This is a genomic window from Nostoc sp. DedQUE04 (assembly GCF_034530995.1).
GTDB lineage: Bacteria > Cyanobacteriota > Cyanobacteriia > Cyanobacteriales > Nostocaceae > Nostoc.
Genome location: NZ_JAVRCA010000021.1, coordinates 88758 through 112352, shown reverse-complemented (window position 1 = coordinate 112352; position 23595 = coordinate 88758). Strand labels below are relative to the sequence as shown.

Here is a 23595-nt window from a genome sequence, read left to right as displayed (position 1 = left end):
GATGATCTTAATAATTTCAGCAGGATACGGGAAGCAACAATAGTGTTAGCTACTTAATAGCCAAACATCTAATTAGGTGTACGTTAGCTTAGTATAAACCTGAGTAAGTAACAACCGTAAATCTGCAATTACCGATCGCTGCTCGATCGAAGAACAATCCAACTGGCGATCAGCAATAAGCTGTGATATCTTCACCACATTCATCGGCGAGATAACAGAGTGCTCTAAAACGCAAACCAACGACTTCTTCGTATAGAGGATTTAATTTACACATAGGTGGAATATGAAATAGCTTCCGGCCAAGCAGCATGATGTCTCGCTCAAAGGGACATTGAGCAGGAATAGCTTTGCATAGCAAATGAGCCAATTTAGAGTTATGAATTTCTATCGTTTCCAACCACTCGCGGACTGGGTGCAGTAGATCGTTGTGTGAGTGAACTTGAATAAAGCTTGTCATAATTTTTTACCTTGATAATTTCAAACTAAATTGAGTTTTTTGTATTTGAACCTCTATAAATAAATACAGTTAGGTTTTGTAGTTTTATGCACTTAGGGACTTCCAAATAAAAAAATAATCAATCGCTTTGGGAAGACTCTTGTCCGGGGAGAGACAAGGTAGCAATATCTCTACCTTGTCTACCTTGTCCCCTTGTCCCCTTGTCCCCCTCGTCCCCTTGTCTGCCTTGTCCCCTCGTCCCCTCGTCCCCCCTGCTCCTATTGGATGCAAAAATTGAGTAATTGAATTTTTGGATGTCCCTTATTATTTTTTCTTTGGTTCTCTACAAAGGTAGAAAGATTAGTGTTAACTACACATTCAAGTACTACAGTTCGCGATAATTTGTTCTGACTTTTCACTTCATATTGAAAAACCCATCCAAAACTGAACCCCGTAACCTTTCTCTAGTAAAGAAGCTCATTTTCAGGGCAAAAAGGCAGATAGGACAAGGCTTTTCAGCAAATTGCCACTATTTGACAAACATTTCGGCTCAATCCCTGAACGATGCAGAATTTTTCAGGTTACTGATAGTACTTGATGTTTCTATCTAGTCTACGTATTTATTAATCAATTTAATATCAAGCTAATATGAGTAAAGGTTTTTACGTGCAATTACTGGTGTTATATAGCACATTAATGTAATTTATGCAAGCGAAAATTTTGGGAAAATAGCTACGGAAATATACTGAATTAGTTAACAAAAGTTATTATTTGCCTTCTCATGTCTCAGCAAATATACGGTCACAATCATTAATTAATATGGATATCCTTTATTAGAGCTAATTCGCTCTCAAAGTTAAGAAACTTGGTATTAGTTACTAAAACTATGACGAGTAGTTGGACAGCTAGTCACCCTTCTCTTTCAAAGACGGGAACGCGTGACGATTCTAACGGCGCTAACGCAGCGATCGCGGTTCGTCTCATTGGCACAGTCTCTGTCTCCGACACGCTGTTCGCGAACGTAAACAAAAGAAGATAGCCAGTAGAGAGCAACTGTTACCGTTCTACAGCACTGGCTCACCGTTTTTACCAATTTAGCCAGCAGCTATTTTTTCAACTAGGAAGGTAAAAAATGGAATGGGCTATTTACAAAAAGAATACAGGCAGTTTTGTAATAGCAGTCGCAATTATGACTGGTGTTGGCATCATCTCATATCTTAGTTTGCTTCAGTATAGAGAAAACGCTCAATGGGTAACACATACACGCGAGGTGCTTGAAAAGACAAAAGAAGTAATGTCACAGATTAAAGATGCAGAGACTGGACAACGAGGCTATCTTCTCACAGGCAAAGAACGGTATTTGGAACCCTACCGCAGTGCAACTGGCGAGATTGCTCAGAAACTTAAGACTCTGCGCCAATTGACTGTGGATAACCCGAATCAACAGCAGCGGCTCGATCGCCTTGAACCCCTGATAACCAAAAAACTGGTTTTGATTGAACAGACGATCGACGCGAGAAGCAAAAATTTAGAGTCTGCGCTGCAAATAGTTCAAACAGATCGGGGTCAGCAAATTATGGAGGACATCCGAATGCTGACTACAGCTATGGAGAACGAAGAGAATCAGTTGTTGAAACAGCGATCGATAAAAGCGAACGCCAGCGCTCATCAAACAACTTTGCTGACTATTTTTGGCAGCATTATCGCTTCTCTTATCGTCGGTTTCGCAGCTACAATCACCAATCAGGAACTCGTTAAACGCAAACGGATGGAAAATTCTCTGCAAAAGGCTCGCGATCAGTTAGAAATAGAGGTTAACAAACAGACTGCCGAACTTAGAAACACTAACGAAGAATTGCAAACTGAAATTAATGAGCGCAAAAAGGCGGAGTCAGAGATTCTGCGTCTGAACGTCCAGCTTGAGCAGCGAGTTGCAGAACGCACAGCACAACTCGAAGCCACTAACAAAGAGATGGAAGCATTTAGTTATTCTGTGTCTCACGATCTGCGGGCCCCCTTGCGGAGCATCGATGGCTTTAGTCAAGCACTCCTAGAAGATTATGCTGACAAGCTGGACGCATTAGGTCAAAACTACCTTCAGCGAGTGCGTGCAGCCACCCAGCGAATGGCCCAACTGATTGACGATTTACTGAATCTGTCACGATTAACGCGTAGTGAGATGCGTTACGAAAAGGTCGATCTGAGCGCATTGGTGGAGGCGATCGCTACAGAGTTGCACAAAACCCAACCAGAACGCCAAGTAGAGTTTATCATTACGCCGGGATTGGTTGCTAATGGTGATGCTCATCTGTTACGGATCGTGCTAGAAAACCTACTGGGTAATGCGTGGAAGTTTACAGGTAAACATCAAAAAGCCCGAATAGAATTTGGGCTTTTACAGCAAAATAACACCCATGTATATTTTGTCAGTGATGATGGCACAGGCTTCGATATGGCCTATGTTGAGAAACTCTTCGGTGCTTTTCAGCGCCTACACGCCATGACTGAGTTTGAAGGCACTGGCATCGGATTAGCTACTGTGCAGCGCATTGTTCACCGTCATGGTGGCCGTGTCTGGGCAGAAAGCGTAGTGGAGCAAGGCGCAACATTTTACTTCACCCTTTAACTAGAGGAATACAACATGATTTTACTTGTAGAAGACAATCCTGACGATGAAGCGCTCACCCTACGGGCACTCAAGAAAAACAATATTATGAACGAGGTAGTAGTAGCACGGGATGGGGTGCAAGCTCTAGATTATCTCTTTGGTAAAGGTGTATACGCCGATCGCGACATGAACGTTATGCCCCATATCATCCTCTTGGATTTGAAACTGCCTAAAATGGATGGTCTGGAAGTTTTACGACACCTGCGAACCGATGACAGGACAAAAATCCTTCCCGTCGTCATTCTCACCTCCTCCAAAGAGGAGCAAGACTTAATCAATGGTTACAGCTTGGGAGCCAACAGCTATGTTCGCAAACCAGTAGACTTTTCCCAATTCAGTGAAGCAGTGCGACAACTAGGATTGTACTGGTTTGTCTTAAACGAATCACCACCAAGAATATAGCTTACCAAAGAAGGCAGGGGTTATAGATGCAAGGCTGACTTTCTTAATTACGAATTACGAATTACGAATTACGAATTACATGAGTGTACCACTGCGCGTATTACTTGTTGAGGATTCAGAAGACGACGCTTTGTTGCTGCTGCGCGAACTACAACGTGGTGGCTACGAAGTAACCTTTGAACGGATTGATACACCCACAGCCATGAAAGCTGCGATCGCAGAGCAAATATGGGATATCGTGATCTGCGATTATTCTATGCCCACCTTTAGCGCCCCGGCTGCATTGAAGCAGGTTAAGGAAAGTGGACTTGACTTGCCATTCATTATTGTCTCAGGCACGATTGGTGAAGATACGGCAGTCGCCGCCATGAAAGCTGGTGCCCATGACTACATTATCAAAGGCAATCTCGCGCGACTAACCCCTGCTGTTGCCCGCGAGTTGCGTGAGGCACTGGTGAGGCGGGAGCGTAAACAAGCATCGGAGCAGATTAAAGCATCGCTTCAAGAAAAAGAGGTGCTATTGAAAGAAATTCATCACCGGGTAAAAAATAATTTGCAGATTATTTCTAGTCTGCTCAACCTGCAAGCAGAGTATCTCAAGGACAATCAAGCTCTTGAGGTATTCAAAGATAGCCAGAACCGGATTGAATCAATGGCTCTGATCCACGAGAAACTATATCAATCTCAAGACTTGGCAAGGATTAATTTTGCCGACTATATACAAGATTTAGTAACTAATTTATTTTATTCATACAACGTTAATTCCAGCGATATTACTTTGAAAATGAATGTTGAGGAGGTTTTTCTAGCCATTGATGCAGCTATTCCTTGCGGCTTAATTATCAATGAACTTATTTCAAATTCCCTAAAATATGCCTTTCCCCAAACAGAGGGGGGAGAAATTTCTATTGACTTTTGCTTCGATAAAGTAAACTTATATACACTTGGCATCAGTGATAATGGTGTCGGTTTTGCCCAAGATTTTGACTTTGACAATACAGAATCATTAGGTCTGCGATTAGTAAAAGGTCTAACACATCAGCTAAAAGGCAATATACATTTTAGCAGCAATAACGGAGTAAAGTATAAAATTATATTTTCGACTAAAAATTTATAAATTTCTAATTTCAATAAAAACATGAACCCAGTAAATATATTAGTTGTTGAAGATGAATTCATTGTGGCAATGGATATACAAAATCGACTAAGGAAATTTGGATACACTGTTATGGGGCTTGCCGATTCTGGAGAAGAAGCAATTAAGAAAGCAGCAGATGATTCTCTAGATTTAGTTTTAATGGATATTCATCTCAAAGGAAATATGGACGGTGTGGAGGCCGCTCAGATAATTCATAATATTTTTAATATTCCAGTTATATATCTAACTGCTAATGCAGATGAATCAACATTGAATCGAGCCAAGGTAACAGAGCCGTTTGGCTACATTCTCAAGCCCTTCAAAGAAAAAGAATTAAAGTTTACGATTGAAATTACTCTTTCTAAACATCGGACGGAAAAAAAATTAAAACAGAATGAACAATGGCTGACTACTGTACTTAAAAGTATTGGAGATGCTGTGATTACTAGCGACGAATCTGGAACTGTGACTTTTATGAATCCAATTGCGGAGGTATTGACGGGTTGGAATTATTCAGATGCGTTTGGTAAAGAAGCAGCAGAAGTATTCAATATTGCTCCTAAAAAAACTCGTATAATAATTGAAAGTCCTGTAACGCAAGTCCTTCAGTCTGGCGTTACTATCGATCTACCAGAACAGAGGATACTTATCGCTAAAAACGGTACAGAAATACCAATTGATGATAGTGTTGCAGCGATTAAAGATGATAACGGTAATATCACGGGTGCAGTTTTGGTCTTTCAGGATATCACCGAACGCAACCAAATTCTAGAGGCACTAGCGCGTCGCCAGCAAGAATTCAAAGCACTAGTTGAAAATGCGCCCGATATTATTTCCAGATTTAACCCTCAATTGCGCTATGTTTACGTTAATCCAGTTATTGAAAACATTACAGGAATATCAGCCGAGACATTTATCGGCAAAACAAATGCAGAGTTAAATCTACCAGAAGAATTTTGCTGGATATGCGATCGCAAGCTTAGGCAAGTTTTCCAAACGAAAAAAGAAACGGAGTTTGAATGCAGTTTAGCGATCGCCCAGCAAACAAGACATTACCATACCCGTCTTGTGCCTGAATTGGCTAGCGATGGTTCAGTATATTTTGTTTTAAGTATTTCTCGCAACATTACTGCTCTAAAACTGGCAGAGGCGCAATTAATTCATGATGCCTTTCACGATATACTAACCAAACTGCCAAACCGTGCCTTATTTATGGAACGGCTAGAACGGGCGCTCATGCTGACAAAACGACGTACAGATTATAGATTCGCTGTTCTCTTTCTAGATTTAGATCGCTTCAAAGTTGTCAACGATAGTCTCGGTCATACAATTGGAGATCAACTACTAACTGCCCTTGCTCGTAGATTAGAAAATTGCCTGCGGGCTGGAGACACAGTTGCCCGTCTAGGGGGAGATGAGTTTACAATTTTGCTTGACGATCTCCAAAATGCCAATGACGTAACAAGCGTAGTGGAGCGGATACACGAAGTTCTGACATCTGCGTTCCAACTCAGTGGGTACGAGGTATTTACCACCGTCAGTATTGGCATCGCCCTGAGCAAGGGTAGTTACAACCGACCGGAGGAACTCTTGCGCGATGCTGACATTGCAATGTATCGCGCTAAAGCATTGGGTAAGGCACGCCATGAGATATTTGACTCAACTATGTACACCCAAGTAACCCAGCTATTAGAGTTAGAGATGGATCTACGACGGGCAGTTGAACGCCAGGAGTTTCAGGTTTACTACCAACCAATTATTTTATTAGAAACTTACAAAATTATTGGCTTCGAGGCTCTGGTTCGCTGGCAGCACCCGCAACACGGATTAATATCTCCAGACAGCTTTATTCCTCTGGCAGAAGAAACTGGGCTGATTATCCCTATTGGTTATTGGATACTAGGCGAGGCTTGTCGGCAGATGCGTGCTTGGCAACTACAATTTCCTACTGACCCACCTTTAACAATCAGTGTAAATCTTTCCACTAAGCAGTTTTCACAACCTGGGCTGATTGAGAAAATTAACCAAATTATCCAAGAGACTGGTTTAGAAGTTGGCAGTTTAAAGCTGGAGATTACCGAAAGCGTACTTATGGAGAATATGCAATTAGCAACTTTTATGCTCTTGCAACTGCAACAGATGAATATCCAATTACACTTAGATGATTTTGGCATCGGCTATTCATCCTTGAGTTATCTGCATCGCTTTCCCAGTAATGCCTTGAAGATCGATCGTTCCTTTATTGCTAAGATTGGTGCTAATGGAGAAAACTTAGAGATTGTTCAAGCGATCGTCGCTCTAGCACAAAGTCTAAATATAGATGTCATAGCAGAGGGCGTAGAAACACTAGAGCAACTGGCACAACTTCAAGTGATGAAATGCAAATATGCACAGGGATATTTTTTCTCTCAACCCCTCGATCGCAAGTTGGTAGAAACATTAATTTTATCTGGCATTGAACCTAGATATTAGCCCGTCTTTAGCTTCGTGTAAGTAAGCCAACAAAAGCCCGATATTACAACTAATTCTGAACCGCTATAGTTAATTTGTGTTGTTAACCAAATTCTTGGAGGCGCAGCTAAACTTACTCTTAAAAAGCATCAAGTTTTAAGAAAGCTGCGAAAACTAATGACTGATGACTTTTTCAATAATAAAAAGCTACTTTTTGACCTATGGGCATCAAGTTACGATTGGTTCTTTCCTTCAGTGTTTTATCGAGCCATTCACCAACGGTTGCTGGAGTACGTCGATTTACCAGAGCTAGCAAATGTACTTGATATCGGCTGTGGTACTGGACGCTTGCTTGAGCGCCTTGCTACTCAGTTTCCCAATCTCCAAGCTACCGGATTGGATTTATCTGCTAATATGTTGCGGGTAGCAAGACAGAACAACCGCCATCGTCCACGCTTAATTTATATTGAGGGCAAAGCTGAGTCTCTTCCCTTTGCTGATGGTCAATTTGATGCCGTTTTCAGTACTATCAGCTTCTTGCACTATTTGGAACCAAAACAGGTGATTAGTGAGATAGCACGGGTACTTTCTCCCGGTGGACGCTTTTATTTGGTTGACATTACTTCCAAAAAAGAGACAGAACCTCAATTATTGCCAATCTCTCCCCGTGGAATTAGACTCTACAGCCCTAATCAACGTCAACTTCTTGGCTCCTCTGCTGGGTTATTGTGTTTGAATCACCATTATTTACTAGGGCCTGTCTTACTAACGATTTTTGCTAAACCTCTAAGTTGATATAGGAAATGGGGAGAGTAAAGGACTAGAAACATCTTGTATCAAGCCTTGTTCTGCATCTCTTAAATTACGAATTACGAATTACGAATTACGAATTAGTCTGACCTCGATATTCCATAAATAGCACAGGAACTTTGAGCAGCCTTTTAGCTAACTGCGAGAATCTAAATTTCTCCTTGAGCGTAGATAAGCCTATTGTCTTGGGAAATTGTGGCAAGTCTTCAAAAGATATTGGCACAAAGTCAAAGCGACTGTAAAACTGCACCAGCCGTTGACCTAAGCATTCCAGATAAAGTGGTTGCACTGCTGTATTAATCAAATGCTGCGTTAGCAAACTACCCAAACCGCGACCTCTCCAAGCTGATGCAACGACCAAGCTACCAAGTTCTTGTGCCCCTGAAAAGTTACGCAGCTGTCCGCAAGCTATCAGATTCTCATTGTATTCAACTACCCAAAATTGCTGCCAATTTAATTGGGTTGGATCGAGTTTGGCTGAAAATACCAGCAATCGAATCGACCACTGATCCCCAGAGGTTGCCTTGCGAAGGATACATCCAGATGGTAACGATAGATTGTTCTGGTTCATTAATTAGACTTTGATAGTTTGTATCACCATCATCACACCATATTATTCGCCTAGCTAGACTCAGATCGCTTGCCATTTACTGACAATTATCAATAAAGCAATTTCAAAAACATCTTAGACATAAAACCCGTTCCAGGTTCTACCTTAGCCATAAGAAGGGTTGTAAGGTTAAATAACTCTACATTTCTGGATTTTTTCAGCATACATGAGTAATACTAAACAATACTTCCGATAGAGGTAAAAATCAGCCATAACTATATCTGGATAGATGCATTCATACTCCTAATTTTTTAAGATAATCTCAAAGATAAATAATAAGGGATGTAATCATGGCTGAACAACAAAAATCTAATAATGAACAACCTGCGTCTACTGCTTCTGCTGACGGCGAAACCCCTACTGACGAAAGTACCCGTAAAACTGGTGATGCGCAAGGCAGTGATGCTAAATCAACTGCTACTCCAGAAGCTCCAGAAAACGACGGTGTAGCAGGTAGCCCCAATCAAGGAACTGAGTCACGTTAATTAATTTGAACTTTCCCAAGTTTTAATCAGCTCGTGGGGTCTTTTGTTGTAACCCTAATACACTAAATTTAGAGTGGAAATGTGGTGTTACACTACATCTCCACTTGTTTTTGTGTCAAAAATTGGATTGTCTCTACGTTGGGGCGTTAGCGTAGCTTACCGCAGCTATGTTTATTCTCGTGTGGGTACTTGCAATCATGAATTTGTTTTCGTTGACTGGAATACTGCCCCTAGCTAGCTCTTAGTAATTTACATCTAGCGATCGCTCAGGATAATGGTCTCAATATCTTGAGCAATTTTTGAGGTTTTCCCCGTCTTCATACTCGTCGAGAATTTTCTGGTACTGGCATTGGTCTAGCTATCTACAAAAAAATCGTTGAGCGATATGGCGATCGCATCTGGGCTGAGTCGAAACTGGGCCGGACGTAGGAACAGTATTTTATTTTACCTTCAACGCAAATTAAGGTATCTTTAAATATATATCTAATAACCGCTTATTAACCTTCTAATAAGCACATGAATTCTAGCCCTATCTAAAAAATAGGAAATCAGGTGATTATCTAACAAATTGATATAACCCTGTATTATGGAAAAGCTCACAATTCACATTCTATTAGTAGAAGATAGTGCAAGTGATGCTTATCTCCTACGCCGGATATTTTTAAATTCAGATCAAGAACAATGGCAGATGTTACATGTTGAACAGTTATCTGAGGCGATAGAAGCTAGCAGAGTAAATTCTACGTCTAACATAGATAATTCTCAGATAGAGAGTCGAAAGCAACGCAGATTCGACCTAGTTTTGTTAGACCTCAGCCTTCCAGACTCCATTGGACTGGACACGTTGAAAGAATTTATGGCAGCAGTACCTGATATCCCAGTTGTGGTATTAACAGGTGTTGATGATGAAGATTTAGCACTGCAAGCATTAGCAGAAGGAGCGCAAGACTATCTAGTTAAAGATAAAATCACTATACAATGGTTAGTGCGTGCCATTCGCTATGCCATTGAAAGAAGCGAAATTCTCAACCAACTACGCGAGAGTGAAGAACGCACCCGTCAAGCGCTGGCAAAAGAACAGGAACTCAACGAGTTAAAGTCAAACTTTGTAGCAATGGTTTCTCACGAGTTCCGCACCCCTATGACTACGATTCAGACGGCTGTAGATATCCTTCAATACAACAGCAATAAACTAACTGATATCCGCAGAACTAAATATTTCGATCGAATACAAAATGCTATCAACCAGATGCTTAATCTTTTAGATGAGATATTGTTCTTGAGTAAAACGGAAGCAGCTAAACTCGAATACAAGCCTACGCTGTTAAATTTAGAAAATTTCTGTAGCGAACTCACAGATATTCTTCAACTCAATGCAGGTACTAAGCACAGCATTATCTTTACTTGTCAAGGTGAATCGACCCAAGCCCAAATTGATGAAGACCTACTAAATTGTACCTTAACTAATTTGATTTCCAATGCCATTAAATATTCTCCTGAAAGTGATACTATTTGGTTTGATTTGATTTGCAAAGATCGCCTCGCAATTTTCCAAATCAAAGATCGGGGAATGGGAATTCCTCTCAAAGATCAAACTCATCTATTTCAAACCTTCTATCGCGCCAGCAATGTGGGTGTAATTCAAGGAACAGGATTGGGACTCACTATAGTTAAAAAATGTGTGGAGTTACATGGTGGTCATATTCAATTAGAAAGTGAGCAGGGTGTTGGTACAACAGTAATTGTCACTTTACCACTACAATGATTAGACAAATAAATTATTATAATTGGGCATTGGGCATTGGGCATTGGGTATGGAGAAGAGACAAGGTAGACAAGGAAGAGGCTTGTTCAATAATTCCGTCCCCTTGTCCCCTTGTCTCCCCTGCTCCCCTGCTTATTTTGGTGCTTGGGAATTTGGTGTTGGACAAGTTTTATTAACAAAATCACACTGATAAATATAGGGTTCTTGCCAATTCAGAGGAATTTCTAACAAGTCTCGCGTTCCTGTCATACCTTGTCCAATAAATAGCAACAAAGCAATGCAATTTAAAATCGTATGGACAAGACGCCAGCGATTGGACTTATCTTGATAAATATCTTGAACAATTGCTAATGAAAAAATCATTAGCAGTGCTGCGGTAATGCCAATATAATAATGTGACCAATACCACTCATTGGTGCGGCGATAGACTCCATCTTGACAGCCGATAATTACTAAACCTGCACCAGTCAAAGTTGCAAAAACTGCCCGCCACACCCGCTGTTTTGCCCGATAAAGAAATACTAATGAGGCGATGGTGGCAGCAAATATTAGCAGTATAAAAATAACTTGGAAAGGTGTTTGATTCCACAATTGATTTTTGATAATATTTTTACCAATAGGGTAGCTTAATCCGATTAAAGTTAATCCAACAACTGCACTTGTGAGCCTTTCACCTAACTGCTTATGTTCTGCACCCACCACTGGAGGAATTTTACTCTTACTACCTGCTAAAATTTGCAATCTGCGTTGGCGTGTTTGCCAAGCAAAATTAACTACTGTACCAATAAGTGGAAAGACGAATATAATTGCGATCGCAGGATGTAAAAGACTAAGAAAATCTGTTATTTGCATAGAACACCTTTCAATGAATCATTGAATTCATCACAAAGGATAATTTAAAGCATCGTACCATTACTTAAATTAATTTCAGATGAGAATTTGTTTAATATTTATTTTTGTTGTTTTTAGCTGATTTTAATCAAGAAACTATTTAAATATCTTATAAAAGATAATGACTTTAGCAAATATTTCCATATAATTTTGAATATATGGAAATATTTTTTAATATAAAATTATACAAATAATAATTGAAAAACAATTAAGTTCCTTCTCTATCTGAGGCGAATTCATTTATATGAATTGCCCATAACTACAGTGTCTAGTTTTGGTTAAGTCCTAATTTTTTCAAAAAATACATCGCTACCTACGTGGATTTTCTATTTTCCAAAGCAAGTAATTTTTGTCACCGTATACTACAAAAGTTTTATAATTATAATTTGTTTCTATTTGCTTACGCCAGGTATCTGAAGGATTTAGTAAAAAAATATCAGTAAACTCATCAGGAATATTAGGGATAGAAAGATTTCTTACTAATTGGAACTGCACTTTTGGCTGTAAAAGATAGCTGAGAGAAAAGACATTTCCATAATTAATACCAGAATCATTGCTAATTAAAAGTGGATGAGTTGCCTGATTTATAATTTTTGCAACTTGTGGATTACCATAGCTAATAACCTTACTCCACCAAGTTTCGGCCTGAGAACTCACTCCATAAGAAACTAGTCCACAAATAATCACTAGTCCCATGATTGTTTGCCAGATTCTTCGGCGTACAATACTCTTATTATATAGCTGCATAGCTAGTAAATAAGTAACAGCTAGTTGAATTCCTAAATAAGAAACCAATAAATAACGTTCTGCAAGTGAGCGTATACCCCCAAAAAGTAAGTCTGGTAGCATTAAAGGTAATGCAGGAATCAGAATTAGCGTGACAATAAACAACCAAATTTTATAGTTAGTTTTTCGATAAATAAAATAAATAGAATATCCAACAAGAACTAAAAAAAATGGCGTAATTACATAGGTAAAGGGATTTTCAAAGCCTAAATCTAAATCCAGAAAAATCCTATTTAACTGTAAAAGCCAAGATTTAATCAAAGCATCTAAGGGTAAATGTCTTTTTGTCCAAGCTGTTGAACTTTTTAATTGCAACAAGTTAACTATCACAACCTGTATCCAAGGTGTAAAAGCTAAAAACCCTGCAAAAGATGCTAATAGATAAGCTTTTACTGTTCTAGTAAACCTAAATTTTGCAGTGGCAATTACATAAATTCCATGAGCGACTACAACAAATCCACTGAACAAAAATGTATAAAGACTAAGCACCAAAGTGACTGCATATATTCCCCAATTTAGTATACGTAGTACTCCATGTTGTGATTCCAATCGTAATGCTCGTAGTAATGAAGCGTTACATAGCAATATAGTCACTATCCAGAGAATATATTCTCGTGCTTCTTGGGCGTATACTAAGTGAATAGGGGAGATTGCTATGAGTGCGATCGCAACCTCAGATACCCATACCGATGGTTTAAATAATTCTCGACATAGCCAATAAATACTCGGAAAAATCAACAAGCTGATAAACGCAGATAAACTTCTGATTGCTGTCACCGAATTACCAAAGATTCCTACCCAAAGCCGAGCGAGTATATAATACAGTGGTGGATGCTGTGGATCGTCTACTTCCAAAGATATAATTGTGTCACGTAAGCCTTTCTCCATATTGGGACTTTGGAATTTGGCAAAACTTTCCTTATTAATTATGCGACCATTAAATATTTGCTGCTTAACTTCATTTGACATATAACCAGAAATTCGTAATGAAGTGAAAGTCTCATCGTGCCAGTAAACTTTGCGGTCAAGGTTAAAAAAACGAAAAAATATACCCACCATTAACAAAACTACAATGAGAAATCGCAATCTATTCGGAGCAAGTTGGAGATGCTGCATAACTAAATTTCACAATAAGTTTTACAAAAATTATGTATCTTAATGAAACAACTACATCATGTTTAATCGCTGTCATTAAAGCATCTGGTAACAGCTATAGCACGCTATAAATTAGCAGATAATTTATTATTAGATGAGATATTACGTCGGCGCACATTACGAGCTTTAGCCAATTTCCAAATCGAATAATAGCGATCGCTATAAACAATATCTGTCTTTAATTTATACTTTTTTTCTATTGTTTTGCCCCAAGTGTCTGAAGGATTAAGTAAAAACACATCAGTAAACCCATCAGGAATTTTAGGAATTTTTTGATTTACCAACAGAAATCGTACTTTTGGTTCCAAAAGATAGCTTAAAGAAAAGATATTACCATAATTATTACCCAAAGCATCACCGATCAAAAGTGGACGATTACTCTGATTGATGATTTGGGCAACTTGTGGGCTGCTATAATTTATACCCTTATTCCACCAAGTTTCTGCCTGAAAACTTACCTTAGAAGAAATTAAACCACAAATAATCACTAATGCCATGATTATGTACCAAAAGCTCCGACGTGCCCCGCTCTCATTATATAGTTGTGTAGCTAATAGATAAGCAACAGCTATTTGGATTCCTAAATAAGATGGTATTAAATATGGTTCGATAGACGCTCGTATACTCCCAGCAATTAAATTTGGCAGTATTAGGGGTAATGCTGGTACTACAATTAATGTGATGATAAAAGACCAGACTTTATAGTTAGTTGCTCGACAAATAAAATAAATTGAATATGCTACTAAAGTTAAAAAAGCTAGTGCAATTACATAGCCTAGAGAATTTTCGGAACTAAGGTCTATATCAAAAAAAATCCGGCTTAACTGCATTAGCAAAAATGAAAATATAGGTATCAATTCTGACTGGATCGTTGTTTTATCTGCTGAAATCAAAAATTGAAAAAATTCACCAATCACAACTGTTATCCAAGGCATGAAAGCTAAAAAAGCTACCAGTGATGCTATCAGATAAGTTCTAACAGTTTCATTAAACTGAAATTTGGCAGCGGTAATTACATAAATTCCGTGAGCAACTGCTACAAATGCACTCCAAAGAAATGTATAAAGACTAATCGCTAAAGTAACTGCATAAAGGCTCCAAATAGCGAATAAATCTGGTTTTTGTCGTTCTTCTGCTAGCTCATCTTCTAGCCTTATGGCTCGCAGCAGAGACGCACTAGATAGTAAAATGGTGACTAACCAAAGAATATATTCTTGTGCTTCTTGGGCGTATACTAGATGAATTGGAGAGATAGCCATGAATGCGATCGCAACACCAGGAACCGATAATGGCACATTAAATAATTCTCGACATAGCCAATAAACACAAGGGAACACCAGCAAACTAATGCAGGCTGATAAACTTCTAATAGCCGTCACCGAATTACCAAAGATTTCCATCCACAATCTAGCTATTATGTAATACAATGGCGGATGTTGAGGATCTTGTTTTGCTAAAGACATAATTGTGTCATTTAAGCTTTTTTCTGGATTTGCACCTTGAAACTGAGCAAAACTTTCTTTACCAATCACACGATTATTAAAAAGTTGCTGTTTAGCTTCATTAATTGTGTAACCAGAAATTCGCAATGAGGCATAAATTTCATCGTGCCAAAAAACTTTACCATCAAGATTAGAAAAGCGAAATAATATACCCATCGTCAATAAGAAGATAGTTAAAAATCGCAACCAACTCGGAGCAAATTTGAGATGGCGCATAAGTGGGTTTCCTAAAAAGTTTTCTCAAATTATCTAAATTAAGTGGACTGGATGAGGTGTCGCAGCTACGCCCATCGTAGACATAGCGAAGACTTCAAGCAAAGCCTATTTGTTAAACATCGCTAACTGGACTTTAATTTGATTGGAAAGATTGGCAATCAACACCTCTCCTTTATTAACTACAAAAAGAAATGGGCAAGGTTGTATCAAATCCCGCAAAACTGGATTTTGTTTTGAAACCGAGATGTCAATAAAGTATAAAATACACTAAATCTAGCTATATTTGTGGTAAGGGTTTTTTGAGAAGGTTTGGATAACGCCATCTGCCAAAGTCTGCAATATTAGATATAGTTAAAAAATCAATAGTTTTAAAGTGTCGGTCAATAGCAGGAAGGCTGCATATTTTAGCTCCAATATTCAAGTAAGCCTGCAAAATTTTAGGAATTTCAATATTAGATGAACCTGGATAATTTTGAGTCAATTCTAAACAAAATTGTGAATTTGGGTAAACCAAAATACTTGGATGCATCAAGTTATTCTGCCGAAAATAATCATAAGCGCAAGTAGCTTGCCCAGGACATTGTGTTAGTAATGATGCACAGCCAAAGAAATATTGGTTTTTACTCCAGATGAGATAATTTGCCAGCCCTTCCCAGAGTAGTAAAAGTGCCTGACTATTGCGATATTCTTTAGCTATACATACACGCCCAACTTCCACTGATACCTGAAGCACAGAATTGGGAATTCCATTAAGATTAAATATATCGGTAGCATCAAAGCCTAGTCTTTGAGAAGCCATTATATAGGTCTGCATCCGATAAGTTCCAATCGTTTTACCCGTATGTTTGGAGATTAGGATTAAATGATGGCAAACCGCATCAAACTTATCTATATCCATCTGGGTAAAATTAGAAGCAGAAAACCCCAAGCCTAGTTCAAGATTAAAAACTTCAAAGCGCAACCGAAAAATTGATTCTAATTCTTCTTCAGTTGAAGCCAGCCGTAGGGTATATTTTTCAGTTTGAAGGACGGGAAAATCTTCAAGAGGGGGAGGAGGATTCAGTGGGTAATTGATGCGTCCAGAAACTTCCATCTATCTTCCTACTTAGATTTGCGAAAATATTCTATAAGATTTAGGCACTATATAAATAACTCACATTATGAATTAATGTGTCTAAGCGTAATTGATATAATTTGCGATCAAACATCCTTTAGAGAAATAAGCTTGGGTTAAGGATTTTTGGTACTGATTTTGACCTGTAAAGACACGTTAGCCAGCGGGACATTAGCATAGTGGGGCGATCGCGCAGCGTCTTGTAGAGAAGCCTAGTCCCATTTCGTGTCTCTACCAAGGATTTTAGGTTGAACTGAACGGTATTGCGATCTAAAGAGCTTTTTTACTTTTTTAGATTAGGGTTAGAGTGCTTTTATTATGGACATTAATTCCCAAAAAATCTGGCAATAAGATACAAAATTTTCTTTTGATATACGCTATAGATGTAAGTTATATCATTTTACACAAACTCCGATATACCGCAGAATACAGAATTCAGGAGTAAAACAAGCTTTATACCTGGGTCAGACAAATCGTTGTGTACCTCACCTTCCTTGAAATCTGCTATGTATTGCGATCGCAATTATCCTTAGTAGGTAAATTATGTCAATCTATCTACTAAGAGAACTTGTTATGGTGTCCAACAGTTGAAATATTGCAACAAGCCTTATCAAAAAGATTTTTAGAATTTCCTAGCTTCAAAACCAGTTATAAATTTGCTAATTGCACATCAGAAGGCTATTCTCGCTTGCTAGAGTGTGAGTAGTTCACGTAAAATATAGTGCCATTGTTGCAGCAGTTCTCATGACCTCATCTGCGTCGTTTGACATATTAGAGTCTTTACAGGCGGATATCGCTGAATTGATCGTTCGTTTACCGACATTAAAAAATCGGCAATTTATTCAGCAAGCACTTACTACTATTGTTCGTCTAGCTGATACTGAAATTGAGCGTCTCGATTGGAAAATATTATCCGCTGCATTAGCAGATATGGAGCGCGGTTTCCAGCTTTTCTATGATTACCGACACGTTCGCAAAGTCACCATCTTTGGTTCTGCTCGTCTAGCGCCAGATAGGCCAGAATACCAAATGGCCCTTGAGTTTGCTCGCGCTGTTTCTCAATTAGGATTTATGGTGATGACTGGCGGTGGTGGTGGAATCATGCAGGCGGGTCATGAAGGTGCTGGACGAGAAAATTCCTTTGGATTAAACATTCAGTTACCCTTTGAACAACAAGCAAACCCTTTTATAGAGGGCGATCCCAAGCTAATTAACTTCAAATATTTCTTTACCCGCAAGCTGTTTCTCCTCAAAGAAAGTGATGCTGTAGCCTTGTTTCCGGGAGGCTTTGGCACTCAAGATGAAGCCTTTGAATGTATGACATTAAGCCAAACTGGTAAATTTGGGCCAGTACCTTTAGTTTTAATCGATCGCCCTGGTGGTGATTACTGGCGCTCTTGGAGCGAATATATTGATAAGCAATTAGTGCAAAACGGTCTTGTCAATCCTGAAGACCCCAACCTTTACACGGTGACAGATAACCTGGATGTGGCTTGTGACGCTATCACCCGTTTTTACCAGGTTTATCATTCCAGCCGCTATGTAAGCAATAAGTTAGTCATCCGCCTGAAGACAGATATATCAGACGCTCTTTTAGAACAACTTAATGCTGATTTCAGCGACATTATTATTCAAGGAAGAATTGAAAAAAGTCAGGCATTACCTCAAGAAGCACAAGATGAAACTGTTGGATTACCTCGCCTCATTTTATACTTCAATCAACGCGATTTGGGACGTTTGTATCAGATGATTGCCACAATTAACCGGATGGGTACTCCTTCACCAGAGGATGCAGCGCATCCAGAAAGAAAGTAGGTAAGCTAAAACACATCTAATTTGCATATTAAAATTTTCTCACTATCTTGTAGGGCGGATAAGATGTCCGCCCTGATTATGCAACTTGAATGCTGATTAGTGTATTAAGGGAAAAAAGGGAGAGAATTTTGAATACTTTCCCTTTCCTTGTTTCAAGGTTATGGAATTACCAAGAGCGATCGCACAGCATAAAGCCTTTTATTATCAGGCTGCGACACCCTGCGCGTAGGTTAAGGCAAGAGATGCGATGAATCGCTGTCAAGACAAAAGGCTGATTATTATAGAGGCGGCGATTTATCGTGTCTTTAGCGCGAAAACAATATTATTCACCCTACTTACAGATGAGAAAAACACCAGTTATTATGACTCAATACTGATTTTTGTAAAAAAGCTTGTATATTAGCACAGTAAACAACGCTTGAGATCCTAACAGAGGAATAAAAAATGCTGGAATTATTGGGTTCAGGTTTGGTGTCGCTTTGGCTGGAAATGGCTGGAGTACAAATCAAACCTCTAGATGCCTTAGATGCACTAACTTGGCAAAGTAGCCCTGGCTTTGTTCTTGCCCCCGATCCAAATCCAACTGGGGCGACTACAGTGCAGGAATATTTGAAAAAGCTCATTACATCAAAAGTGGTGGCGCAAAATCTGGCTGAGAGTCAGGGAATTTGGATGCAGTCGGGACCAATGCTGATGGCAAATCACCAAGGTACGACACCGCTGCCGGCTGCTTCTTTAACCAAAATTGCCACTTCACTAGTTGCTTTGAAAACTTGGGGGCCAGATTACCAATTTGATACTTTGGTGAGTGTCACTGGCCCAGTGGTAAATGGAGTTGTGCAGGGCGATTTGGTGGTTACAGGCCGTGGCGATCCTTTGTTTGTTTGGGAAGAAGCGATCGCTCTTGGTAATACTCTCAATCAAATGGGCATCAAGCAAGTAAAAGGAAATTTGATTATTACTGGCAGTTTTGCCATGAATTTTCAACGTCAGCCAATGCTAGCCGGTCTGATGCTCAAGCAAACGCTAAATCGGGCCACTTGGGGACGCCCTGCGATTTACACCCACTCAATCATGCCCAAGGGAACACCCAAGCCTCAAGTTGTGATTGCGGGTGCAGTGAAAGTTGAGGCGCAACCAAACCCTCAACAAACTTTGTTACTGCGTCATCGCTCATTGCCTTTGAAGCAATTACTCAAGGAAATGAACGTTTATAGTAACAACGATATGGCAGAGATGCTGGCAGATTCAGTAGGGGGAGCGCCTGTAGTCCAATCAACTGCTGCTAATCTAGCGAGAGTGCCACAAGCGGAAATCCAGTTAATCAATGGTTCTGGATTGGGGCCGGAAAATCGCATTTCCCCCAGGGCTGTGTGTGCCATGTTTATGGCTATTCAAGCTGAAGCATCTGCCCATCAACTGAATCTAGCTGACTTATTCCCGATGTCTGGATTCGACCACCGGGGGACACTACACACTAGACATATTCCCCTGGCGACTGTGATCAAAACTGGTACTCTCCGGGATGTGAGCGCTTTAGCGGGAGTGATGCCCACACGCGATCGCGGTTTGGTTTGGTTTGCGATTATCAACCGTGGGACAAATGTCTGGGGTTTGCGGACTGGACAAGACCAACTCTTGCAAAGTGTTGTTAAACAATTACAATTACCTCCAACCGTTCCTGTTAACCTCACTCCCCACTCAGCCATTAACTCTTTACCCCAACTAGGTGCAGTTAATCGGAATGAAATTTTATACAAAAGTTAGGGACTTCCATAATCTACAGTTAGAACAGAGAGCGGACTAATGTTATTCGCAATCCAAAAGTTTTATTGATGGGTAAAAACCGAACTTGAAAGGGTAATGTCCATAATAGCTTTTGGGTTAAATTTTCTATTAAGTTGATTACAGGTAGTTCGCAAAATGCCCTAACCCCTGTAGGGTAAAGAGCAAGCGAAACCTGAAATAAAAATAACTGTAAATAGATTTGTCACGACTAAGCAACAATTAAGCTTATAAATTAGGTTGTGATTATGCGATTTCCCAAAATATCTCGGTCTTTACGGCAACTAAGTACTCATGTTTTAGCGATCGCGCTAGGAGTTGTGCTAGCGGTTAGCACATTGCAGGTGTTACCCTCTCAAGCCGAACCAGCACCCACAATAACTGTTGATACTTCAAATCTAATTGCTCAACGGCAATCACCAGCTAGTGCTGCGATCGGAAGCAGTAGCTTTGTGACAGCAGCAGTGAATCGTGTTGGTTCAGCAGTTGTCCGCATTGATACTGAGCGAACAATTACTCGCCGCGTCGATCCATTTATGGAAGACCCCTTTTTCCGTCGGTTTTTTGGTGACGGTTTCTCCCAACAGATGCCGCCGTCTGAGCAGTTACGCGGTTTAGGCTCAGGTTTCATTATTGACAAGAGCGGGTTAGTTATGACTAATGCTCATGTGGTCGATAAGGCCGATAAAGTAACAGTCCGACTCAAAGATGGTCGCACCTTTGAAGGAAAAGTTCAAGGTATTGATGAAGTTACAGATTTGGCAGTAGTCAAAATTAACGCTGGTAACGATTTACCAGTTGCGCCTTTGGGTTCTTCCAGTAATGTCCAAGTAGGAGACTGGGCGATCGCAGTCGGTAATCCTTTGGGATTCGATAATACTGTTACCTTGGGAATTGTCAGTACCCTCAAACGTTCCAGCGCCCAAGTTGGCATTAGTGACAAACGTTTGGATTTCATTCAGACAGATGCCGCTATTAACCCTGGTAACTCTGGCGGCCCACTATTGAATGGTCAAGGTGAAGTAATTGGGATTAACACAGCCATTCGCCCTGATGCAATGGGTATTGGGTTTGCCATTCCTATTGATAAAGCTAAAGCGATCGCAACGCAACTGCAACGCGATGGCAAAGTTGCTCACCCCTATTTAGGTGTGCAAATGCTAACTTTGACACCCGATCTCGCCAAGCAAAATAACACCGATCCCAACTCTCCGATTCAGATACCAGAAATCAATGGTGTTTTTGTGATGCGAGTTGTTCCCAATTCTCCAGCGGCATCTGCGGGTATCCGGCGCGGGGATGTAATTCTGCAAATTGATGGTAAAGCTATTACCAGTGCCGAACAATTGCAGAATGTTGTGGAAGACAGTCGCCTTGGTCAAGTATTACAGGTAAAAGTGCAACGAGGTAATAAGACAGAGCAGCTTTCAGTCCGCACAGCCGAGTTGCAAAATGCTTCGTAGAACACATCTGTTATTGGTGTCAACTTAAGCATATTAGACAGTCTAGAAAAGCTTTCTCTCGTTCCCAGCCTCTGGCTGGGAATGCCCTCTGTGAGGCTTTGCCTCGTTTACTAGCGGCAGCAGCCCAATAACGTAGATTTCCCGATTCTACCTTCTTTTCCACCCAAATATGTAATTTAAAAAATTTATTATCGCTGAACTCTTTTCTAGAGTCTGTTTATGTTTCCATGTCTTCATACCTTTGATGAACCTCATTCAGAGTACTTAAACAGCTTGAGCTTAAGCCCAGATGGAATTCTTCACAATTAGCCTAGATGGGAAAACCATTGTCAGCTATGCATTTAATGACAGCATCAAAGTTTGGCATAGTAATGAAAGTTGCTGTAATCATTAAAGCATCTATCTTAGCTAACCCCGCGTAATGCTGAAATAACATCTTGGGCTGACTGAGGCCGAAATTTACCTGTATGGAAATTAGCTAGCGTTTGTTGAGCATCCGTCGCTATTTCTGCACGACGATTTTCGTGGTAGCGGTTTTGGAGAATCTTGAGCAGCATTTCTTGCTGTTCGGGGGAAAGTTGCAAAGCGTCTTTCAGCACTCGATCGAGAGTACTCACGATCGAATTAGACTATCAACTGCTCTTAGAAACTCGATCGTGAAATCACTTACCAACAACTAATACTAGACCTTCATGGGCTAATAGGGCTTGAGGAAAAGCAGATTTAATATCGACTTGCACCCGATCGAGAAAATCATCATGGTCATCTGGGTGATGATGAGAAATGGCTAGCCGTTTGACGCCAGCATTCAGAGCTGCATTTACCGCAGCTTGCCAGAGTAAATCAGCAGAATCATGGTTGTGAGATGTCGGCGGAGTATAAGTGGCATTGGCAATCAGCAAGTCAACGCCTTTAATAAACTCTAAAATCCGCTCTCGCTCCACTTGATCGGCATTTTGGTGCAAATCTGTGATATAAGCAACACTATACTCCTGCCAACTAACTCGGTAGCCAACTGACCGCTGAGTTTGATTAATTAATGCAATTGTAATGGTGACATCATCTAACTTTACGTCACTTTCTGGGGTCAGATTGTAAAATTGCAATTCTGACTGCATTACCTGTAAAGGGTAAGGAAAGTGTGGCTGGAGCATCTGATCGTACAGACATTGTTTGATTGAGGCTCCATTTGAGGCGGCTGTGCCGTAAATATGGAAGCAATTTTCTCCAATAAATGCAGGAGCAAAAAAGGGAAATCCTTGAATTCGGTTTGATTGGCAGTTGGTAAAAAATAAATGGGCTTCTAGTGGCTGTTGCAGTTCTTGCCAAGTTTTACCCAATATGCGTAAGCCTGTACCGCCATCAAAAATCAAGCGTTTCCCAGCTACATGTATTTCTACACAAGCGGTATTACCACCATAACGACTGGTATTGCTACTGGGAGTAGGAATTAAACCTCTTACACCCCAGAATTGCACGATAAACTCACCTGCTGGGCTACTTGGCAGGGTAGATGACTTTTCTCTTATGTAGCTCTGAGAATCCGACAACTCAAAATTTGACATTTTCCTTGAAATTAGACCTTAGTGAGCAGGTCATCGTAGCGCCGCACTTCTAACAGCCTGTTTTTTTCGTCCACAATGACTACCGTAGGAGAGTAACTTTTTAACTCTTCTGGAGTGAACTGCCCGTAAGTCATTATAATCAAGCGATCGCCAATAATGCCTAGACGTGCCGCACCCCCATTTAGCTCAATGATTCCTGAATGAGCTAGAGCGGGGATCGCATAAGTAATAAAGCGCTGACCGTTGGCACTATTAACTACTTGCACCTGCTCATAAGGTAAGATACCAGCTTTTTCCAAAAGGATTTCATCAATACTGATACTACCTACGTAGTTGATATTTGCCCCTGTAAGGGTGCAGTTATGAATTTTTGCCAAAAGGAGAGTACGCTGCATTCTGGTTTAGGGTTGGTGGCAGATTTTAAAATCCGTAACAAGGGAAAGTTAGCAAAGTGAAGTGAGGAGTTAGGAGTGAGGAGTTAGGAATAAAAATTCATAACTCTTAACTCTTAACTCCTAACTCTTAACTCTTAACTCCT

The 23595-nt window shown here is 40.1% G+C and carries 21 protein-coding genes; 11 read left to right on the top strand and 10 right to left on the bottom strand.

From position 1 onward, the window contains the following. Nucleotides 1-169 precede the first annotated feature (169 nt). Complete coding sequence (locus RM049_RS16815; RefSeq protein ID WP_322704990.1) at nt 170-457, bottom strand: Mo-dependent nitrogenase C-terminal domain-containing protein; 288 nt, start codon at nt 455-457, stop codon at nt 170-172. A gap of 901 nt (nt 458-1358) precedes the next feature. Then, a complete protein-coding gene (locus RM049_RS16810; protein WP_322704989.1) occupies nt 1359-1517 on the bottom strand; it encodes a hypothetical protein in 159 nt (52 codons plus the stop codon). 51 nt (nt 1518-1568) lie between these two features. Here RM049_RS16810 and RM049_RS16805 point away from each other — a divergent pair, with 51 nt between their 5' ends. From RM049_RS16805 to RM049_RS16785, 5 genes are all read left to right on the top strand, one after another. Further along, complete coding sequence (locus tag RM049_RS16805; RefSeq protein WP_322704988.1) at nt 1569-3062, top strand: sensor histidine kinase; 1494 nt, start codon at nt 1569-1571, stop codon at nt 3060-3062. Between the two features lie 15 nt (nt 3063-3077). Continuing rightward, the gene (locus RM049_RS16800) at nt 3078-3506 is read left to right on the top strand and encodes a response regulator (RefSeq protein WP_322704987.1); all 429 of its coding nucleotides are present in this window, start codon (nt 3078-3080) and stop codon (nt 3504-3506) included. A gap of 79 nt (nt 3507-3585) precedes the next feature. Further along, nucleotides 3586-4623, top strand: coding sequence for a sensor histidine kinase (locus RM049_RS16795; protein WP_322704986.1), 1038 nt, complete (start codon nt 3586-3588; stop codon nt 4621-4623). Nucleotides 4624-4644: 21 nt separating this feature from the next. Then, nucleotides 4645-7116, top strand: a complete 2472-nt coding sequence (locus RM049_RS16790) for an EAL domain-containing protein (protein ID WP_322704985.1) — start codon at nt 4645-4647, stop codon at nt 7114-7116. 156 nt (nt 7117-7272) lie between these two features. After that, nucleotides 7273-7890, top strand: a complete 618-nt coding sequence (locus RM049_RS16785) for a class I SAM-dependent methyltransferase (protein ID WP_322704984.1) — start codon at nt 7273-7275, stop codon at nt 7888-7890. An 88-nt stretch (nt 7891-7978) separates the two neighbouring features. Here RM049_RS16785 and RM049_RS16780 read toward each other — a convergent pair whose 3' ends face one another. Continuing rightward, nucleotides 7979-8476 (bottom strand): GNAT family N-acetyltransferase, encoded by a 498-nt coding sequence (locus RM049_RS16780; protein WP_322704983.1) that lies wholly within the window; start codon nt 8474-8476, stop codon nt 7979-7981. A 329-nt stretch (nt 8477-8805) separates the two neighbouring features. Here RM049_RS16780 and RM049_RS16775 point away from each other — a divergent pair, with 329 nt between their 5' ends. The 3 genes from RM049_RS16775 to RM049_RS16770 all read left to right on the top strand — a co-directional run bounded on the left by RM049_RS16775 (nt 8806) and on the right by RM049_RS16770 (nt 10765). After that, a complete protein-coding gene (locus RM049_RS16775) occupies nt 8806-9000 on the top strand; it encodes a hypothetical protein (RefSeq protein ID WP_322695072.1) in 195 nt (64 codons plus the stop codon). Between the two features lie 348 nt (nt 9001-9348). Continuing rightward, a complete protein-coding gene (locus tag RM049_RS39295) occupies nt 9349-9429 on the top strand; it encodes a hypothetical protein (RefSeq protein ID WP_416212643.1) in 81 nt (26 codons plus the stop codon). A gap of 157 nt (nt 9430-9586) precedes the next feature. Beyond that, nucleotides 9587-10765, top strand: coding sequence for an ATP-binding protein (locus RM049_RS16770; RefSeq protein ID WP_322704982.1), 1179 nt, complete (start codon nt 9587-9589; stop codon nt 10763-10765). Nucleotides 10766-10897: 132 nt separating this feature from the next. On the opposite strand, the gene RM049_RS16765 is transcribed toward RM049_RS16770, so the two are convergent. From RM049_RS16765 to RM049_RS16750, 4 genes are all read right to left on the bottom strand, one after another. Beyond that, nucleotides 10898-11617, bottom strand: a complete 720-nt coding sequence (locus tag RM049_RS16765; protein ID WP_322704981.1) for a DUF4079 domain-containing protein — start codon at nt 11615-11617, stop codon at nt 10898-10900. Between the two features lie 348 nt (nt 11618-11965). After that, complete coding sequence (locus tag RM049_RS16760; protein WP_322704980.1) at nt 11966-13558, bottom strand: glycosyltransferase family 39 protein; 1593 nt, start codon at nt 13556-13558, stop codon at nt 11966-11968. Between the two features lie 104 nt (nt 13559-13662). Further along, the gene (locus RM049_RS16755; RefSeq protein ID WP_322704979.1) at nt 13663-15315 is read right to left on the bottom strand and encodes a glycosyltransferase family 39 protein; all 1653 of its coding nucleotides are present in this window, start codon (nt 15313-15315) and stop codon (nt 13663-13665) included. A 277-nt stretch (nt 15316-15592) separates the two neighbouring features. Continuing rightward, nucleotides 15593-16408, bottom strand: a complete 816-nt coding sequence (locus RM049_RS16750; RefSeq protein ID WP_322683502.1) for a GNAT family N-acetyltransferase — start codon at nt 16406-16408, stop codon at nt 15593-15595. 765 nt (nt 16409-17173) lie between these two features. Between RM049_RS16750 and RM049_RS16745 the strand changes: the two genes are divergently transcribed. The 3 genes from RM049_RS16745 to RM049_RS16735 all read left to right on the top strand — a co-directional run bounded on the left by RM049_RS16745 (nt 17174) and on the right by RM049_RS16735 (nt 21492). Next, on the top strand, nt 17174-18244 hold the full coding sequence (locus RM049_RS16745) for an LOG family protein (protein WP_322671150.1): 1071 nt from the start codon (nt 17174-17176) through the stop codon (nt 18242-18244). Between the two features lie 444 nt (nt 18245-18688). Then, nucleotides 18689-20011 carry a D-alanyl-D-alanine carboxypeptidase gene (locus tag RM049_RS16740; RefSeq protein WP_322671151.1) on the top strand — a complete coding sequence of 441 codons (1323 nt, stop codon included), beginning with the start codon at nt 18689-18691 and terminating at the stop codon, nt 20009-20011. 266 nt (nt 20012-20277) lie between these two features. Next, nucleotides 20278-21492: an HhoA/HhoB/HtrA family serine endopeptidase gene (locus RM049_RS16735; protein ID WP_322704978.1), complete on the top strand. Its 1215-nt coding sequence runs from the start codon at nt 20278-20280 to the stop codon at nt 21490-21492. A gap of 404 nt (nt 21493-21896) precedes the next feature. Here RM049_RS16735 and RM049_RS16730 read toward each other — a convergent pair whose 3' ends face one another. The 3 genes from RM049_RS16730 to panD are packed head-to-tail and all read right to left on the bottom strand — an operon-like array spanning nt 21897 to nt 23452. Next, entirely contained in the window at nt 21897-22109 is a 213-nt protein-coding gene (locus RM049_RS16730) for a hypothetical protein (RefSeq protein WP_322704977.1), read from the bottom strand. A gap of 45 nt (nt 22110-22154) precedes the next feature. Next, nucleotides 22155-23057: an MBL fold metallo-hydrolase gene (locus RM049_RS16725; protein WP_322704976.1), complete on the bottom strand. Its 903-nt coding sequence runs from the start codon at nt 23055-23057 to the stop codon at nt 22155-22157. 11 nt (nt 23058-23068) lie between these two features. Beyond that, a complete protein-coding gene (gene panD, locus RM049_RS16720; protein ID WP_094349223.1) occupies nt 23069-23452 on the bottom strand; it encodes an aspartate 1-decarboxylase in 384 nt (127 codons plus the stop codon). Nucleotides 23453-23595: the final 143 nt, after the last annotated feature.

Bases quoted from the DNA above. Each gene is read 5' to 3' on its own strand.
- RM049_RS16815 (WP_322704990.1), bottom strand. From the start codon at position 457: ATGACAAGCTTTATTCAAGTTCACTCACACAACGATCTACTGCACCCA.
- RM049_RS16805 (WP_322704988.1), top strand. From the start codon at position 1,569: ATGGAATGGGCTATTTACAAAAAGAATACAGGCAGTTTTGTAATAGCA.
- RM049_RS16800 (WP_322704987.1), top strand. From the start codon at position 3,078: ATGATTTTACTTGTAGAAGACAATCCTGACGATGAAGCGCTCACCCTA.
- RM049_RS16795 (WP_322704986.1), top strand. From the start codon at position 3,586: ATGAGTGTACCACTGCGCGTATTACTTGTTGAGGATTCAGAAGACGAC.
- RM049_RS16790 (WP_322704985.1), top strand. From the start codon at position 4,645: ATGAACCCAGTAAATATATTAGTTGTTGAAGATGAATTCATTGTGGCA.
- RM049_RS16785 (WP_322704984.1), top strand. From the start codon at position 7,273: ATGACTGATGACTTTTTCAATAATAAAAAGCTACTTTTTGACCTATGG.
- RM049_RS16780 (WP_322704983.1), bottom strand. From the start codon at position 8,476: ATGAACCAGAACAATCTATCGTTACCATCTGGATGTATCCTTCGCAAG.
- RM049_RS16775 (WP_322695072.1), top strand. From the start codon at position 8,806: ATGGCTGAACAACAAAAATCTAATAATGAACAACCTGCGTCTACTGCT.
- RM049_RS16770 (WP_322704982.1), top strand. From the start codon at position 9,587: ATGGAAAAGCTCACAATTCACATTCTATTAGTAGAAGATAGTGCAAGT.
- RM049_RS16765 (WP_322704981.1), bottom strand. From the start codon at position 11,617: ATGCAAATAACAGATTTTCTTAGTCTTTTACATCCTGCGATCGCAATT.
- RM049_RS16760 (WP_322704980.1), bottom strand. From the start codon at position 13,558: ATGCAGCATCTCCAACTTGCTCCGAATAGATTGCGATTTCTCATTGTA.
- RM049_RS16755 (WP_322704979.1), bottom strand. From the start codon at position 15,315: ATGCGCCATCTCAAATTTGCTCCGAGTTGGTTGCGATTTTTAACTATC.
- RM049_RS16750 (WP_322683502.1), bottom strand. From the start codon at position 16,408: ATGGAAGTTTCTGGACGCATCAATTACCCACTGAATCCTCCTCCCCCT.
- RM049_RS16745 (WP_322671150.1), top strand. From the start codon at position 17,174: ATGACCTCATCTGCGTCGTTTGACATATTAGAGTCTTTACAGGCGGAT.
- RM049_RS16740 (WP_322671151.1), top strand. From the start codon at position 18,689: ATGCTGGAATTATTGGGTTCAGGTTTGGTGTCGCTTTGGCTGGAAATG.
- RM049_RS16735 (WP_322704978.1), top strand. From the start codon at position 20,278: ATGCGATTTCCCAAAATATCTCGGTCTTTACGGCAACTAAGTACTCAT.
- RM049_RS16725 (WP_322704976.1), bottom strand. From the start codon at position 23,057: ATGTCAAATTTTGAGTTGTCGGATTCTCAGAGCTACATAAGAGAAAAG.
- panD (WP_094349223.1), bottom strand. From the start codon at position 23,452: ATGCAGCGTACTCTCCTTTTGGCAAAAATTCATAACTGCACCCTTACA.